12 protein-coding genes are annotated in these 15,476 nt (G+C 64.3%); 8 read left to right on the top strand and 4 right to left on the bottom strand.

All coding sequences use genetic code 11. The features are described 5' to 3' along the window. The first annotated feature begins 3 nt into the window (after positions 1-3). The 8 genes from G3574_RS24165 to G3574_RS24130 all read left to right on the top strand — a co-directional run bounded on the left by G3574_RS24165 (position 4) and on the right by G3574_RS24130 (position 10,248). The gene (locus G3574_RS24165; protein ID WP_163968092.1) at positions 4-1,011 is read left to right on the top strand and encodes an XrtA/PEP-CTERM system-associated ATPase; all 1,008 of its coding nucleotides are present in this window, start codon (positions 4-6) and stop codon (positions 1,009-1,011) included. Then, entirely contained in the window at positions 1,008-2,168 is a 1,161-nt protein-coding gene (wecB, locus tag G3574_RS24160; protein ID WP_163968091.1) for a non-hydrolyzing UDP-N-acetylglucosamine 2-epimerase, read from the top strand. The genes G3574_RS24165 and wecB overlap by 4 nt, the downstream gene beginning before the upstream one ends. A gap of 85 nt (positions 2,169-2,253) precedes the next feature. Continuing rightward, a complete protein-coding gene (locus G3574_RS24155) occupies positions 2,254-3,075 on the top strand; it encodes an XrtA system polysaccharide deacetylase (RefSeq protein WP_235953609.1) in 822 nt (273 codons plus the stop codon). After that, positions 3,072-4,151: a FemAB family XrtA/PEP-CTERM system-associated protein gene (locus tag G3574_RS24150; protein ID WP_163968089.1), complete on the top strand. Its 1,080-nt coding sequence runs from the start codon at positions 3,072-3,074 to the stop codon at positions 4,149-4,151. Before G3574_RS24155 ends, G3574_RS24150 begins: the two co-directional genes overlap by 4 nt. Positions 4,152-4,156: 5 nt before the next feature. Beyond that, on the top strand, positions 4,157-5,434 hold the full coding sequence (locus G3574_RS24145; protein ID WP_163968088.1) for a TIGR03087 family PEP-CTERM/XrtA system glycosyltransferase: 1,278 nt from the start codon (positions 4,157-4,159) through the stop codon (positions 5,432-5,434). Then, entirely contained in the window at positions 5,431-7,071 is a 1,641-nt protein-coding gene (gene xrtA / locus G3574_RS24140; protein WP_163968087.1) for an exosortase A, read from the top strand. Before G3574_RS24145 ends, xrtA begins: the two co-directional genes overlap by 4 nt. Continuing rightward, positions 7,055-8,272: a TIGR03088 family PEP-CTERM/XrtA system glycosyltransferase gene (locus tag G3574_RS24135; protein WP_163968086.1), complete on the top strand. Its 1,218-nt coding sequence runs from the start codon at positions 7,055-7,057 to the stop codon at positions 8,270-8,272. The genes xrtA and G3574_RS24135 overlap by 17 nt, the downstream gene beginning before the upstream one ends. A gap of 41 nt (positions 8,273-8,313) precedes the next feature. After that, positions 8,314-10,248, top strand: coding sequence for an XrtA/PEP-CTERM system amidotransferase (locus G3574_RS24130; RefSeq protein ID WP_163968085.1), 1,935 nt, complete (start codon positions 8,314-8,316; stop codon positions 10,246-10,248). A 501-nt stretch (positions 10,249-10,749) separates the two neighbouring features. Here G3574_RS24130 and G3574_RS24125 read toward each other — a convergent pair. From G3574_RS24125 to G3574_RS24110, 4 genes are read right to left on the bottom strand one after another with little or no spacing between them, the layout of a single operon-like run. Continuing rightward, the gene (locus tag G3574_RS24125; protein WP_163968084.1) at positions 10,750-11,454 is read right to left on the bottom strand and encodes a DUF2894 domain-containing protein; all 705 of its coding nucleotides are present in this window, start codon (positions 11,452-11,454) and stop codon (positions 10,750-10,752) included. Beyond that, a complete protein-coding gene (locus G3574_RS24120) occupies positions 11,451-12,089 on the bottom strand; it encodes an OmpA family protein (RefSeq protein ID WP_205609900.1) in 639 nt (212 codons plus the stop codon). The genes G3574_RS24125 and G3574_RS24120 overlap by 4 nt, the downstream gene beginning before the upstream one ends. After that, positions 12,086-14,254 carry a DUF802 domain-containing protein gene (locus G3574_RS24115; protein WP_163968083.1) on the bottom strand — a complete coding sequence of 723 codons (2,169 nt, stop codon included), beginning with the start codon at positions 14,252-14,254 and terminating at the stop codon, positions 12,086-12,088. Before G3574_RS24115 ends, G3574_RS24120 begins: the two co-directional genes overlap by 4 nt. A 15-nt stretch (positions 14,255-14,269) precedes the next feature. Further along, the gene (locus G3574_RS24110; RefSeq protein WP_163968082.1) at positions 14,270-15,070 is read right to left on the bottom strand and encodes a DUF3348 domain-containing protein; all 801 of its coding nucleotides are present in this window, start codon (positions 15,068-15,070) and stop codon (positions 14,270-14,272) included. Between the last annotated feature and the right edge of the window lie 406 nt (positions 15,071-15,476).

Here is a 15,476-nt window from a genome sequence, read left to right as displayed (position 1 = left end):
TCCATGTACAACAACTTCTACGGCCTGTCCGCCAAACCATTCCAGCTCAATCCCGATCCCGCCTTCTTCTTTGGCAGCAAGGGACACAGCCGGGCCATGTCCTACCTGGAATACGGCCTGTCGCAGGCGGAAGGATTCATCGTGATTACCGGTGAGGTCGGTGCGGGCAAGACGACACTGGTGCGCAACCTCTGCCGCAAGCTGAAGAACCAGAACATCCTGGTGGCGCACATCGTCAACACCGCCCTCGACTCGGGCGACATCCTGCGCATGGTCGTGTCGGCATTCAACCTGCCCTTCGAAAGCATTTCCAAGGCCGCGCTCCTGCTGCGCATCGAGCAATTCATGCTGGAGTGCGGGCGTGCCGGCAAGCGCATCCTGCTGGTGGTGGATGAAGCGCAGAACCTGTCGCGGCAGGCGCTGGAAGAATTGCGGATGCTCTCCAACCTCCAGGCCGGAGACAAATCGCCGCTGCAGACCTTCCTCCTGGGACAGCCCGAATTCCGCGCCACCATGATGAGCCCTGGCATGTCCCAGCTACGGCAGCGTGTCATCGCGACCTACCATCTCGGCCCGCTCGACGCGGCGGAAAGCAAGGCCTATATCGAGCACCGCCTGCGCACCGTCGGCTGGCGAGACGACCCATTGATTGCCGACGACGCCTTCGCCCTGATCCATGATTATGCGGAAGGCATTCCGCGAAAGATCAATACGCTTTGCGACCGGCTTTTCCTCATGGGTTATCTCGAGGAACTCCATGCCTTCGGCGCGCACGAAGTCCAGGCTGTCGTCGCAGACATCCAGGAAGAGTTCGCCTTGCCGCCCGCGTCTTCCCTGTCTGCCGCGATGGCTGATGGCGGCGAACAGTCTCCCGTGGCGGCGCTGCAGGAACTCGAACACATCGAGGAACGCGTATCGCGCGTCGAAACTTCCGTCATTTCGGTGCTGGACGCCATCCGGAAGATGATGGTTGCACCCCTTTTGAAAAGCGCGAACCAAAAAAACCAATGACAACGACAACGACTTCCCAAGCCAATCCGTGCGACCTGCTCTGCGTGGTCGGCGCCCGGCCTAATTTCATGAAGATCGCGCCGATCGCGGCGGCACTGGCCGCACACGCTCCCGGCTTGCGGGTGGGCCTGCTGCACACTGGCCAGCACTACGACGCGGCCATGAATCACCAGTATTTCGAAGCGCTCGGCATTCCGGCGCCGGACATCAACCTGGAAGTCGGTTCCGGCACCCATGCCCAGCAAACGGCGGAGGTCATGCGCCGTTTCGAGCCCGCCCTGGATGCCTGCGGCGCGCGCAGCGTGCTGGTCGTTGGCGACGTCAACTCAACGATCGCCTGCGCCCTGGTCGCAGTGAAGAAGAACATTCCGGTCATCCACGTCGAAGCCGGCCTGCGGAGCTTCGACCGCGGCATGCCCGAGGAAATCAACCGCATCCTTACAGACCAGATCTCCGACCTGCTGTTCACCAGCGAGCAGGGCGCCCGCGCCAACCTGCTGCGCGAAGGCATCCGGGAAGAAGCGATCCGCTTCGCCGGCAACGTCATGATCGACACCTTGCGCGCCAACCTTGACCGCGCGCTGCCGCTTTCCCGCATCGTGCCGCCGGAACTCCGGGAACGGCATGGCTTGACGGGCAAGCAGTATGCCGTCGTCACGCTGCACCGGCCTGCCAACGTCGACGACCCCGCGGTGCTTGCCAGCCTGGTCGATACCCTGGTCGAGACCAGCAAGCGCCTGCCCGTGATCTTCCCGATGCATCCGCGGACCCGAAGCATGCTCGAGCGCGCGTCCCTGCTGGAAGCGCTGGAACGCGGGCGCGTCGCGGTCCTGCCGCCCCAGGGTTACCTGGAGATGCTCGGACTCATGAAGGATGCCACGGTGGTGCTGACCGATTCGGGCGGCATCCAGGAAGAGACGACCGCGCTTGGCGTGCCCTGCATCACGCTGCGCGAGAGCACCGAGCGCCCGGTCACCGTCGACGAGGGCACCAACACCATCGCGGGCACGGAGCCGCGCGTCATTCTCGGACTGGTGGAGGAAGTGCTGTCCACAGGCGGCAAGCGCGGCAAGATCCCCGAAGGCTGGGAGGGCAAGGCATCGGTCCGCATTGCCGTTGCCATCCGCGATTGGATGTCACGCGGATGCAAGGCCTGATGCCATGAACGCGCCCATCGAACGTTTCCAGGAAGCGCCGGCCAGGCCGCTGGCCGCAAGCGAGCGGGCGACGCTGCGCAATGCCATGAGCGTGGATGTCGAGGACTACTTCCAGGTCTCCGCCTTCGCTCCCTATATCGACCGTGCCCACTGGGACGCCATGCCTTGCCGCGTGGAGCGCAACGTGGACCGCATCCTCGGCGTTTTCGAGGGCAAGGGCGTCAAGGCCACCTTCTTCACCCTGGGCTGGATCGCCGAGCGCTATCCAGCCATGGTCAGGCGGATCCATGCCGCGGGTCACGAGATCGCGAGCCACGGCCACGGCCACCAGCGCGTCAGCGAGCAGACCCCGGAGGCATTCTTCGACGACATCCTGCGCGCAAAACTGGTCCTGGAGGACGTTACCGGCGCTGCCGTATCCGGATACCGCGCCCCCAGCTTCTCCATCAATGGCACGACGCCCTGGGCCTGGGACATGCTGCGGCGCGCCGGCTATCGCTACAGCTCCAGCGTGTATCCGGTCAGGCACGACCACTACGGGATGCGCGACGCGCCGCGCTTTCCCTTCTATCCCACGCTGGGCGCGGACCTGCTCGAATTGCCGATCACGACCGCCCGGGTCCTGTCCCGCAACCTGCCTGCGGGCGGCGGCGGCTATTTCCGCCTGCTGCCCTATGCCGTGTCGCGCTGGATGATCGCGCGCGTCAACGCACAGGATGGCCGGCCAGGAATTTTCTATTTCCATCCCTGGGAGATTGATCCAGATCAGCCGCGCCCGGGAAAGCTGGATCCCAAGACGCGCTTCCGCCACTACGTCAACCTCCGCCGCACGCAGCGGCGCATCTCCACCCTCGCACAAGATTTCCGCTGGGACCGCATCGACCGCATTTTTCTGGAGCAGGAATGACCTCGATCAGTGAAGCGTTTCAACAGAACTACCCCTCCGTCTCCGGGAGCGCACCCATCATCCGGTTGCTGACCCCCGCCGACCGCGAGCGTTGGGACGCCTTCGTCATGGGCAGCACGAAAGCCACGTTCTTCCATCGTGCCGGCTGGCAGCAGGTCATCGAACAGGCATTCGGACATCGCACCTGGTTTTACTATGCCGAATCCGGCGGCGAGATCGTCGGCGTGCTTCCGCTGGCCGAGGTCAAGAGCCGGCTGTTCGGACATTCGCTCAGCTCCCTGCCCTTCTGCGTCTATGGCGGCGTGGCCACCGCCTCTCCCGCCGCGCGCCGCGCGCTGGAGGAAGCCGCGCAGGCACTGGCCGTAAAACTGAACGTGGACCACCTCGAATACCGCAACATCGCGGCGCAGCATCCCGATTGGCCGTCCAAGAACCTCTATGTCACCTTCCGCAAGGAGATCCTCGCGCAGGAAGAGGAAAACATGCTGGCGATCCCGAAGAAACAGCGCGCCATGGTGCGCAAGGGCATCAAGGCCGGCCTCGCGAGCCAGCTCGAAGACGACATCGACGGTTTTTTCGCGGCCTACTCGCACAGCGTTCACCGGCTCGGCACGCCGGTATTCTCGCGAAAATATTTTCGCCTGCTGAAGGAGGTCTTCGGCAAGGACTGCGAACTCATGACCGTCCGTCACCAGGGACGCGTCGTCACCGGCCTCATGAGCTTCTACTTCCGGGACGAAGTGCTCCCCTATTACGGCGGCGGCACCGACGAAGCGCGCGCGGTCGCCGGCAATGACTTCATGTACTGGGAACTGATGCGCCGCGCCTGCGAGCGCGGCCTGAAAACCTTTGACTTCGGACGCAGCAAGGCAGGCACCGGCGCGTTCGATTTCAAGAAAAACTGGGGGTTCGCACCGACGCCGCTGCACTATGAATACCAGTTGCACCGTGCCAGGGCGGTTCCGGACCACAACCCCCTGAATCCGAAATACAAGTTCTTCATCGAGACATGGCGCAGGCTGCCCCTGGGCCTCGCCAATGCCATCGGTCCCTACATTGTCCGCAGCCTGGGGTAATCGCCATGGAAGACCTGCTCTATCTGGTGCACCGCATTCCCTTCCCGCCAAACAAGGGCGACAAGATTCGGTCGTTCCACATCCTGAAGCATCTGAGCACGCGCTATCGCGTGCATCTTGGCACCTTCATCGACGACCCCAAGGACTGGGAGTACGTGGACAAGGTCAAGGCCCTCTGCGCCGAGACCTGCATCGTTCCCCTGAATCCTACCGTCGCCAAGTTGCGCAGCCTGTCCGGCTTCCTGCACGGCGAGGCCTTGTCCCTGCCTTACTATGCGAACCGCCGGCTCCAGCTTTGGGTGGACACCATCCTCGGTGCACGTCGCATCGACCGCGCGCTGGTGTTTTCGTCGCCGATGGCGCAGTATCTCGATGGCCACCGCGTGGCGCGGCGCGTGATCGATTTCGTCGACGTGGATTCCGACAAGTGGCGCCAGTATGCCCGCAGCAAGCGCTGGCCGGTCAGCGCCATCTATTCCCGCGAAGCCCGGACGCTGCTCCAATATGAACGCCGGATCGCCGCCGAATTCGACAGTTCCACCTTCGTTTCGCGGGCGGAGTCCACGATGTTCAAGCGACTCGCGCCCGAATCCGCGGCCAAGATCCGCTTCTTCAACAACGGCGTCGACTCCGACTACTTCTCGCCGGAACATGCCTACGAAAATCCCTTCCCCGCCGGCGTGAAGCCCATCGTTTTTACCGGTGCAATGGATTACTGGGCCAATGCCGAAGCGGTGGACTGGTTCGCGCACAAGATTTTTCCGGTCATCCGCGCCCGCAAGCCGGGTGCCGTCTTCTACATCGTCGGTGCCCGCCCGATGCCGCAGGTCAAGTCGCTGGCCGCGATCGACGGCATCACGGTGACCGGCTCCGTCCCGGACGTGCGTCCCTACATTGCCCATGCCGCCGTGTCGGTCGCGCCCCTGCGCATCGCGCGCGGCATCCAGAACAAGGTACTGGAAGCCATGTCCATGGGCAGGACCGTGATCGCGTCGCCGGAAGCGGCGGAAGGCATACAGGCCGTCACAGGCCGGGAGCTGCTCGTGGCGCGCGATGAACGCGAGTACGTCGACATGGTGCTCAAGCAGCTGCAAACGAAGGACAAGGGGCAGATCGGCCGCGCGGCGCGCGAGCGGGTGGTACAGCGCTACAGCTGGCAAAGCGGCATGAAGCAGCTGCAAGACCTGCTCGACGCAAACCCCTCGGCACCGGCGCCCGCGAAGCCTCTTCCCTTTCCCACCGCGGCTTCCAAGGCCAACCTCGTTCTGGACGGTGCTTCATGAGCGCCATTCTTGACCAGGTTGGCACGGCCGACGCCGGCAAGCGCCAGTTGTCCGGCCTCGGACAAGCTGCATCGACCGTATCGACCGCATCAACCACCGCTCCGCCGAGCGGCGCCCGCGCCCTGTTCTGGCTTTGCCTTTCGCTGATCGGTGGAATCCTCCTGGCCTACGCCGGCACCATCGCCGGCATGGCGTCCATCTGGTTCAAGTCGGACACCTTCCTTCATGGCATCCTCATCGCGCCGATCAGCCTGTGGCTGGTATGGTCGCGCAGGCGCGAATTGTCCCGCCTGCAACCCAAACCGCAGCCCCTCGGCCTGGCGGCTCTCTGCTTCCTCGGATTCGCCTGGCTGCTCGCCACGCTGGCCGACGTGCAGGTCGTGCGTCACTTCGCCGTGGTGGCGATGATCCCCGCGGCAATCTGGACCCTGCTCGGAAAGCGGATGACGGCGACCATCGGCTTTCCGCTGGCCTTCCTCCTGCTCGCGGTGCCATTCGGGGATGCCTTCATTCCCACCCTCATCGACATCACCGCCAACGCCACGGTGTGGGCATTGCAGCTGACCGGCATCCCGGTTTTCCGGGAAGGCAATGCATTCTCCATTCCAAGCGGAAACTGGTCGGTGGTCGAGGCATGCAGCGGCGTTCGCTACCTCATCGCCTCGCTCACCCTCGGCAGCCTGTACGCCTACCTCACCTACCGCACCCTGTCGCGGAGGCTGATGTTTATCGCGATCTCCATCCTCCTGCCGATCGCCGCCAACAGCGTGCGCGCCTACATGATCGTGATGATCGGCCATCTCAGCGGAATGACGCTCGCGGTCGGGGTCGATCACCTGATCTACGGCTGGATTTTCTTCGGCGTGGTCATGGCCTTGCTGTTCTGGACGGGCACGATCTGGCGCGAAGACCATGAGACGCCGCAGGCCGCCGGTCCGGCCAATGCTGACGCGGCTCCCGGCACGCAGCCTCTTCCCGCGCCCAGGATCGACCTGAAGCCGGTGGGCCGGATCGCGGCACTTTGCATCGCGGTCCTGCTCATCTGGCCGGCCTGGGCAAAATTCATTGCCAGCCCCTCGCCCGACACACCCGCGACGCTCGACTTCCCCGCATTCCTCAAGCGCTGGCAGCAACCCGGGCAGGCAAGCCCTTGGTCGCCGCAGTACACCGGCAATCCGATGACGGCGAAAGCAAGCTTCCGCTTCAGCGGCAAGGCGGCGAGCATTCATGTCGCGCACTATCCCGTCCAGGCGGATGGCGTCGGCCTGGTCACCTTCGGCAACACCCTCGTCGCGCAGGACGACCCGAACTGGCATGCATCCACCGATACGCGCCGCCTTGCCGTTTCGGGCAACACCGCGATGCGTGTGCGGGAAAGCGTCGTGTTCGGGCCGGGCGTCAAGCTCCTCGTCTGGCGCTGGTATGTGATGGACGGCACCACCTACGCGAATCCTTATGTATTCAAGGCAGCGCTGGCACTCCAGCGCCTGCTGGGACGTTCCACGGCGGCAAGCGAAATCATGCTTTACGCCCCGCTGCAGGAGCGGCGCGAAGATGCCGAGGCCAGTCTTGCCGCCTTCCTTCCCGATGCGGCCCTGCTGATGCGCGAAAGGAGCGGCCATGCCAATCAGCGCTGAGCTCCATGCCGATGACCGGTCTTCGCTCGGACCCGCCACGCCCCCGCTCGTGGCGCATGTCATCCACTCCCTCGGCGTCGGGGGACTGGAAAACGGACTGGTCAACCTGATCAACCACATGCCGCCGCAACGCTACCGGCATGCAATCATTTGCCTGAAGGGGTATTCCGACTTCGCCCAGCGCATCACGCGCAAGGATGTGCAACTGGTCGCGCTCGACAAGAAGGAAGGCAAGGACCCGTCCGCCTACCGGCGCATGTACCAGGCATTGCGCCGCCTGAAGCCGGACCTTGTCCACACCCGCAACCTCGCCACCATGGAAATGCAGGCAGTGGCCGCTCTTGCCGGCGTCAAGGCGCGGGCGCACGGAGAGCATGGCCGCGATATCTATGACCTCGACGGCAAGAACCGCAAATACCTTCTGCTCCGCAAGGCGATGACGCCATTCATCGGCCAATTCACGACCGTCAGCAAGGATCTCGAAAGCTGGCTGACGGATGCCGTCGGCGTGTCGGATGGCCGAGTCACCCAGATCTACAACGGCGTGGACAGCGAACGGTTCCATCCCAGGCAGCCCGGCGCCGACCGCGTGCCCGCCGCATCGCCGCCCGGCTTCCTGACGCCTGGCGCCGTCGTCATCGGCAGTGTCGGCCGCATGGCCGCGGTGAAGGATTACCCCAACCTGGTCGAGGCTTTCCTGATGATGCTCGAGCGCCAGCCCGAATGCCGCCGCACCGCCCGCCTGCTGATCGTCGGCGAGGGCGAGTCGCGCGAAGCCTGCCGGAGCAGGCTGCGGGCCGCCGGCGCCGAACACCTGGCATGGCTGCCCGGAGAGCGCAATGACATCGCCGAATTGATGCGCGTCATGGACGTCTTCGTCCTGCCGTCGCTCGGCGAGGGCATTTCAAACACCATCCTCGAAGCCATGTCGACCGGCCTGCCCGTGGTTGCAACGCGCGTCGGCGGCAACCTCGAACTGATCGACGACTGCAGTACCGGCAAGCTCGTTTCCCCGGCAGACCCGACCGCGCTCGCTGCCGCCCTGTATCACTATTCCAATGACGCGGAACTGCGGCTTCGCCACGGCATGGCGGCGCGCCGGCGCATCGACAGCGGCTTCAGCATGGAGTCGATGTCCCGGGCCTACATGCAGGTCTACGACGGATTGCTGCAAGCCCGCGCCTTGCCGGCCGCGCGCTAGCCATAAATTTAACGCTTCAAATTGCACTGAAAGGGATTCGCATGTGTGGAATTGTCGGGCTGGTGGATACCAAAGCAATGCGCGACGTGGATGGAAAGCTGCTGCATCGCATGAACGAGAGCCAGTTTCATCGCGGACCTGACGAAGGTGGAACGCACCTTGAACCCGGCGTTGGCCTGGGCCACCGCCGCCTCTCCATCATCGACCTTTCCAGCGGCCAGCAACCGCTGTTCAATGAAGACCACAGCGTGGTCGTCGTCTTCAACGGTGAAATCTACAATTTCCAGGCGCTGGCGGAAGAACTGACGCGGCTGGGACATCGCTTCCGTACCCATTCCGACACGGAAGTGATCGTTCATGCCTGGGAACAATGGGGCGAGCGCTGCGTGGAACGCTTCCGGGGCATGTTCGCCTTCGGTCTCTGGGACCGCAACACCTCGACCTTCTTCATGGCGCGCGACCGCCTCGGCATCAAGCCCCTGTACTACGCGGTCCTCGACGATGGCATGCTGATCTTCGGATCCGAGCTCAAGACGCTGCTTGCCCATCCCAGGATGCGCCGCGAGCTTCTGCCGGAGGCCGTGGAGGATTACTTCGCGTATGGATACGTGCCGGAGCCCAAGACCATTTTCCGCCATGCGCTCAAGCTCTCCCCTGGCCACACGCTCACCATCCGCCGAGGCATGCCCATCCCGCAGCCGCGCGAGTACTGGGACGTCGCTTTCAAGCCGCACGCGCCCATGGACGAGCAGGAGGCCGCCACCGCCTTGCGCGAGCGGGTACATGAGGCCGTGAGCAGCCACATGCTGGCGGAGGTGCCGCTGGGTGCATTCCTGTCCGGAGGCGTCGATTCCAGCGCGGTGGTCAGCGCCATGGCCAGCCTGAGCAAGGAGCCCGTCAACACCTGTTCGATTTCCTTCGATGACGCCAAGTTCGACGAATCCCGTTACGCCCAGGAAGTCGCGGAGCGATATGGAACTAGACACCATGTCGAGCAGGTGGCGACCAACGATTTCGCCCTCGTCGACAAGCTTGCCGCCCTTTACGACGAACCGTTCGCCGACAGCTCCGCGATTCCAACCTACCGGGTCTGCGAACTCGCCCGCAAACGCGTCACGGTCGCGCTTTCGGGCGATGGCGGCGACGAAAACCTTGCCGGCTACCGCCGCTACCGCTGGCACATGATGGAAGAACGCCTGCGTTCGCGGCTGCCGCTGTCGGCGCGCAAGCCAATCTTCGGGCTGATGGGGAACCTCTATCCCAAGGCTGACTGGGCGCCGCGCGTGCTGCGCGCGAAATCCACTTTCGAATCGCTGGCCCGGGATTCGGTTGAGGCCTATTTCCATACCGTCTCGCTGCTGGGAGACAAGCTCCGCCGCAAGCTTTTCTCCGCGAACTTCCGGCGCGACCTGCAGGGCTACGAAGCGTGCCAGGTCCTGCGCGACCATGCCGCCAAGGCGCAAACCGATGATGCCCTGTCGATGGTGCAGTACCTTGACATGAAAACCTACCTGCCCGGGGACATCCTCACCAAGGTGGACCGCGCCAGCATGGCCCATGCGCTGGAAGTCAGGGTGCCGCTGCTCGACCATGAACTCGTGGAGTGGATTTCCGGCTTGCCCTCGTCGCTCAAGCTGAAGGGCGCGGAAGGCAAGTACATCTTCAAGAAGTCACTCGAAGGCGACCTGCCGCACGACATTCTCTACCGCGACAAGATGGGGTTCGCCGTACCGATCGGGCAATGGTTCCGCGGGCCCTTGCGTGATGTGCTGCGCCGTACCTTGCTCGGGCCGACGCTGGCGTCGACCGGTATTTTCGACATGGCGTTCGTTGCGGAGATGATCGAGATGCATCAGAGCGGGCGACGGGATTTCACCGCGCCGTTGTGGTCGTTGCTGATGTTTGAATCGTTCTTGCGGCAGACGCTGGCTGGCGCGGGGGATCCGGATGAGGGGTGGTATCGGAGGGTAGCTTGAGTTGAGTCGGGGGCGGCCCCGGTGCCGTTTTGGGTGTTTGCCGGTGTTTTTCTTCGTCGTTGGTTCAACGCTCCGTTATCCCCATGAAGGCGGAGATTCCATTTCTACTGCGGTTGCGCAAGTTTCTCCGGTGACCCGGTTGCGTCTCCCACTTCGTGGGGACTAGCCGGGGCTGGTCCCGGCGGCCCAGGTCCTTTCTTTGTCAGCAGACAAAGAAAGGAACCAAAGAAAGCTGCTGGAAAACCAACTCCCATGTGGGAGTCACTTCGGGCGACCTTGTTCGATGGGTTGAGGGGATGCCGTCATCGACGGTAGTAATCACCTGAACGGCAAATGAGTCGACCTCCTACCGCATCGGCATGGCTCAAGTCTGTCCCGACCACGGGAAGCACCCGGCTACCCCTGTCATTCCCGCGAAGGCGAGAATCCCATTTCGGCCGTCCGGAGAAACGCACAATGCAATTCCCGCCTACCCGAAAACACGTCCGCTTATAACACCCCTCACTTCCTCATCGCTTTCCCACCTTTACCACCGCGTTTCACCGCAACCGTCTTCTCCCCCTCGCCCTGCTCCAGCTTCAGCAAGGTATCCGCATACGACAAAAATCGGTTCAAATACTCAGGCGACATGTCGCGCATCAATGCGAGCGAACGCAACACCAGCATGTGTGAATTGATCGGCCCCGCGTTCTTCGGGGCTTGCTGCAACGCCTGGGTGACTTGCTTGTCGGCGCTGAGCTTGGCCCAGGTATCGCGGAACTGGCTGACCGCCTTCAGTTCCAGCGGCAAATCGGAGGAAGACGGCGCCCAGGAAGGGGTAGCCTGATGATCATGATGCGCCAGGTCGCGCAGTAGGGACGCAAGCGTATCCGTCGGGACCGGCTTGCGGAGTGCGGCGATTGCTTCATGCAAACGCTTGAACTCACCCGCGGCAAACAAGGAGTGCAACTCCGCAGACGCCTCGGGATGCGATTCGGCCGCGGCGGCTAACGCGTCCCGGGCCTCGTCCTGCCCCTGCCTGAAGCAGGCGTCGAGCGCATGCAGGATCTGCGTCAATTTCGCATCGAGCAACTGCCGTACCTTGCCCTCCGAGGCCGCGGCACGCCGGGCGAGCGCTTCCGCATGATGCCAGCGCACGGCATCGAAGCGCGCCGCACCGCTTTGCCTGAGCGCTTCCATGAGGGGCATGCCGTCGGCCTCACTCATGCCGGGGCCGGCTTCTGGTTCGAGGTTTTCGGGACGGGTGCCATCTCGACCCGCCGGTTCTGGGCGCGCGCGGCATCGTCGGTGTTGGGCCGGACCGGCTGTTCGGAGCCGAAGGCGGCGGCGAACACCATCGACGACGGCATGCCTTCGTCGATCAGCGTGCGGGTGACCGTCAAGGCGCGTTGTGCCGACAGTTCCCAGTTATCGGCGAAACGCCCGCCGCGAATGGATTTGTCGTCGGTAAAGCCGCTGACCATCAGCATTTCTTCGCGCGACGACAAGTAGGCTGCCAGCGGTCCGACGAGGCTCTTGAGGAGCTGCCGGCCTTCGGGCTGCAACTGGTCGGAATTCAATGCGAACAGCACCTGTCCGCTGATGCCGATGCGTCCGTTGTTCAAGGTGATGCGTCCGGACGCCAGCGGCACCGCGAGCGCCTTTTCCAGGCTGATGCGGCGCTGTTCCTCAATCTGGCGTTTCCTGACTTCGTCCTGCAGGTTCGAAGTCAGCTCCATCTGAACCGCGGCCACCGCCACCAGCATCAGCACGAACGCGCCGAGCAGGCTGGCCATGAGATCGCCGAAGGCGGGCCAGATCGGGGAGGCGTGGTCGATGCCTGCGTCAAGCTCGTCCATCATCTAGCCTCTTCCGCCACCAGGGCTTGCTTCGACGGCAGGCGGCGCAGTTCTTCGACGACGTCGCGTTGCGACGAGAGGCTCAGGTCGATGATTTCCCGGGCCTGGGCGACGTAATAGGCAAGCTGGTCGTCGCTGCGCGCCATGGATTTGTCAAGCGCCGCTTCGATGCGCTGCAGGTCGGCAACCAGTTTCTCGTTGGCGGCATGGAAGGATTGCACCGCGGCCCCGAGGGTTTCGCCCAGGCTGGCGACGTCGATGGCACTGGTGGATACCTGCGCCGCGATGTCGGACAGCTTGCCGGCTTCCAGGGCAACGCTTTCCGTGAAGGCGCTGGAAGTGGCATTGAGCGCGGTAGCGGACGACGCCACCAGGGAATCGATCGCCGCGCGCTGTTCCCGCGACGCATGGTTGATAGCGTCGAGCAGCGCGTTGAGGGTTTCCATGATGCGGCTGCGCTCTTCGAGCAGGGCGTTGTCGCGCTCCATGCCCTTGGAGACTTCCTGGCGGAGCTGGGAGATCACGTCGGCTGCGGCGCGCGGCGCCTCGGACGCGGTCTCGATGAGGCGGGCAATCGGCGCTTCGAGGGCCGTGCCCAGCGTGCCCAGGTGCACGGTCACGGCATCCTGGAGCGCGGCGAGGCGGTCCACCGCGGCCTGGCCGCGTGCCGCCTCGTCTTCCTTGAGCGCGCCGAGTTCGGAGCGCAGCAGCGCGGCGAGCTGTTCCATGCTGTCATGATGACGTGCGAGCCATGCGGCCTCGGCTTCCATGCGCGACTGCATCAGCGCTTCCGCACTGGCGATGAGCCGGCTCGTTTCGGCCAGTGCCTGGCCGGCGCTGTCCTGCGCCTGTCCCTGGATGGCTTGCACCGACTGGGCGAGCGCATCGCAGATCTGGCGTTGCCGCTCGAGGGTTTCCGCGCCGGCCTGCTGCAGGACCTCCCGCATGGATGCGGCCATGCCATCCAGCGACCCGGTCCATGCCGCGAGGCGCCGGCCGTCCTGCTCGGCCTGGGCCGCGTGCAGCCGGGCATGCGCGTCGGCCACGGTCTCGACCAGCGCTCCGGAACGCCGTTCGAAATTAATGGCGAATTCATCGAGCGTTTTGGCGACGTTGCCGACGAAGTTGGCATTCGACGCTTCCTGGTCCTTGAGCGCGGCGGTCCAGCCCGCCGACACGGCATGGGCCGATTCGCTGAAGCGCGCGGACAGGCCGTCGAGCTGCGCCTGCACGGCGCCGGCCATGCGTTCGTGCATCCGGGCGGCATCGTCGGCGATGCCCTGCATGGTGGCCGTGATCACCGGCTTGATGCTTTCACCCGCCACCTGGGCGCTGTGCTTCATGCTGTCGCGCAGCGACTGGTCGACCGACCCGGCCAGCTCGGTGTAGGCCAGCTTGACATGGCGATGGAATTCTTCCTGGTTGCCGAGCAGGCGCTGGCTGAGATGCTGGGTCATGCCATCCATTTGCGTCATCATGGCCTGCAGCTTGTCGACCACGGCCGGCAAAGCCTGGGATTGCAGCTGCAAGGCCTTGAAGGTTTCCTGGCGCTGGTGCGCGAAGGAAAAGCGGCGCAGCACCGTGGCGACCTTGGTGTCGAGAAGCTGGGAAGCCTGCAGCCGGTCGCGCCGGCTCAGCGCCGCCATCAGGCCCAGCATGGCCGACGCCGCGACGCCGGCGACCGACGTGCCGAAGGCCAGTCCCAGCCCCTTCACCGGCACCGAGAGCGCAGAGCGGATGGCCTGCAGGTCGGTGGTCTTTTCCAGCGCGAACACCGCCCCCTTGAGCGTGACCACCATGCCGAGGAAGGTGCCCAGCATGCCGAGCATGACCAGCAGGCCGACGAGGTAAGGCGTCAGCGCCGGGCCAGGCAACGCGCCGCGCTCGCCCTCGATGCGCAGGCGCACGGGGTTTTGCAGGGACTCTTGCAGGCGCGGCAGCCAGTCGTTCAGGTCGGCCAGCGACGCGGGAATGGCGGCCAGGGCCTCGTTGAGCGTGCGCGTGGCCTGGCGGAAGTGATGCAGCTCGATGGCGCCTGCCACGTATGCCGCGCCGATGATCGCGGTCATGGACATCGCCAGCCAGCTGGAATCGATGAAGCCGACGCCCGCCCAGACGATGGCGATCAGGCCGAGTAGAAAGGCGATTGCAAATAGATGTTTGTTCATGGCGTTTGTCTGTGTCTAGGCCTCGGCGGGCGCTGACGGTGCCTGCAGCATGTGCAGGAGCCCGAGCGTCGGCTGCATGCGCAGATCCAGCTCGGCGAGCAGCACCGTGCGCAGCTCCTCGCGAAAGCGGGCCAGCCAGCCGCCGGGCCGCATCCATGCGGCAGGATCGTCGGCCTGCGGAATGGCATCGAGGCGTTGTTGATGGTTCCTGAACAACTGGGCGAAGCGCTTGCCGAGCAGCGCCGGCACGCGGGCGAGCAGCCTCGTCTCGCGTTCGGCCAGGATTTTTTCCAGGGTCTTGTCCAGCTCGGCGAATTGCCGGTGCTGCGGCGACATGCCGGCCAGCGCCTGCCGCACGTTCGCGCGCAGGGGCGGGATGCTCAGGCTCATGTCGCGCTGGTGCGACTCGTGGAAGCGGCGATACGGGGCAAAGGCGGCCGCGACGTCGAGCGGCAGTTCGAGGTTCGGTTCGGGCAGCCTGATGCCTGACTTTCCCGGCTTGGCAGAATAGCTTCGCGTGATCGAACCGGCAAGAATGGACTGGATTTTCTCCACGTCCCCGGTGATGGCCTGGGCAGCGCCCGCGGCATGACCGGCTTTCGACATGGCTTGCAGGGCGGGGGACGGAGAAGCCGAAGATGGCGCCATGTCCCCGTGCACCGCCGACAGCGTGATCGCATCGGCGAAGTGGATCCACTGGCCCAGCCTTTCCGCGAAGGCCTTCTCCGGCTCGATGCCTTCGACCACGTCCAGGCGGGCGAGACAGCGGATGAGGTCGGAGCTATGGAAGTTCGTGCGCGGAAGAGCTCGCGTCATAGGCTGGCGCAATCAGGATGAAAGCAGGGAACGGGAACCGGAAAAACGGATCAGCGGCGGGTTGTCGTGGCGTGATGTAAAGGCAGCGTGGATGGTTCTGGATGCGTTGGTGTTCAAGTCTTGCAACATGCCTTGCAATTTGCGGGGCATGCCACGCGGCCTGCGAAACCGGCGGCCTTGCTACCGGCTGCGGCCCGCGGGAGCGGCAGATTATATCCCGGGGGAATGGGAAACTCAAACGAGTGGAAATGGCAACGCCGGGAATGGCAAGCCGCTCGCAAGGCATTGATCCGTCAAGGGATTCCGGCAGTCTCGGGGTCGCCGGCGCGGTCCGCATGCCCCGGTCGGGAAAGCCGTCGCCAACCGGTTTCTCCTTTCGCGAAAGGCTTTTCGGCACGAACCGATT

Source organism: Noviherbaspirillum galbum (genome assembly GCF_010974945.1).
GTDB classification, from domain to species: Bacteria; Pseudomonadota; Gammaproteobacteria; order Burkholderiales; family Burkholderiaceae_D; genus Noviherbaspirillum; species Noviherbaspirillum galbum.
Note: the sequence above shows the minus strand (reverse complement) of the source record. Positions and strands in the feature narration are given on the sequence as shown.

Excerpts from the sequence above, each read along its gene's own strand:
- wecB (WP_163968091.1), top strand. The coding sequence starts at position 1,008 with ATGACAACGACAACGACTTCCCAAGCCAATCCGTGCGACCTGCTCTGC.
- G3574_RS24135 (WP_163968086.1), top strand. The coding sequence starts at position 7,055 with ATGCCAATCAGCGCTGAGCTCCATGCCGATGACCGGTCTTCGCTCGGA.
- G3574_RS24150 (WP_163968089.1), top strand. The coding sequence starts at position 3,072 with ATGACCTCGATCAGTGAAGCGTTTCAACAGAACTACCCCTCCGTCTCC.
- G3574_RS24115 (WP_163968083.1), bottom strand. The coding sequence starts at position 14,254 with ATGAACAAACATCTATTTGCAATCGCCTTTCTACTCGGCCTGATCGCC.
- G3574_RS24130 (WP_163968085.1), top strand. The coding sequence starts at position 8,314 with ATGTGTGGAATTGTCGGGCTGGTGGATACCAAAGCAATGCGCGACGTG.
- G3574_RS24110 (WP_163968082.1), bottom strand. The coding sequence starts at position 15,070 with ATGACGCGAGCTCTTCCGCGCACGAACTTCCATAGCTCCGACCTCATC.
- xrtA (WP_163968087.1), top strand. The coding sequence starts at position 5,431 with ATGAGCGCCATTCTTGACCAGGTTGGCACGGCCGACGCCGGCAAGCGC.
- G3574_RS24120 (WP_205609900.1), bottom strand. The coding sequence starts at position 12,089 with ATGATGGACGAGCTTGACGCAGGCATCGACCACGCCTCCCCGATCTGG.
- G3574_RS24145 (WP_163968088.1), top strand. The coding sequence starts at position 4,157 with ATGGAAGACCTGCTCTATCTGGTGCACCGCATTCCCTTCCCGCCAAAC.
- G3574_RS24125 (WP_163968084.1), bottom strand. The coding sequence starts at position 11,454 with ATGAGTGAGGCCGACGGCATGCCCCTCATGGAAGCGCTCAGGCAAAGC.
- G3574_RS24155 (WP_235953609.1), top strand. The coding sequence starts at position 2,254 with ATGAGCGTGGATGTCGAGGACTACTTCCAGGTCTCCGCCTTCGCTCCC.
- G3574_RS24165 (WP_163968092.1), top strand. The coding sequence starts at position 4 with ATGTACAACAACTTCTACGGCCTGTCCGCCAAACCATTCCAGCTCAAT.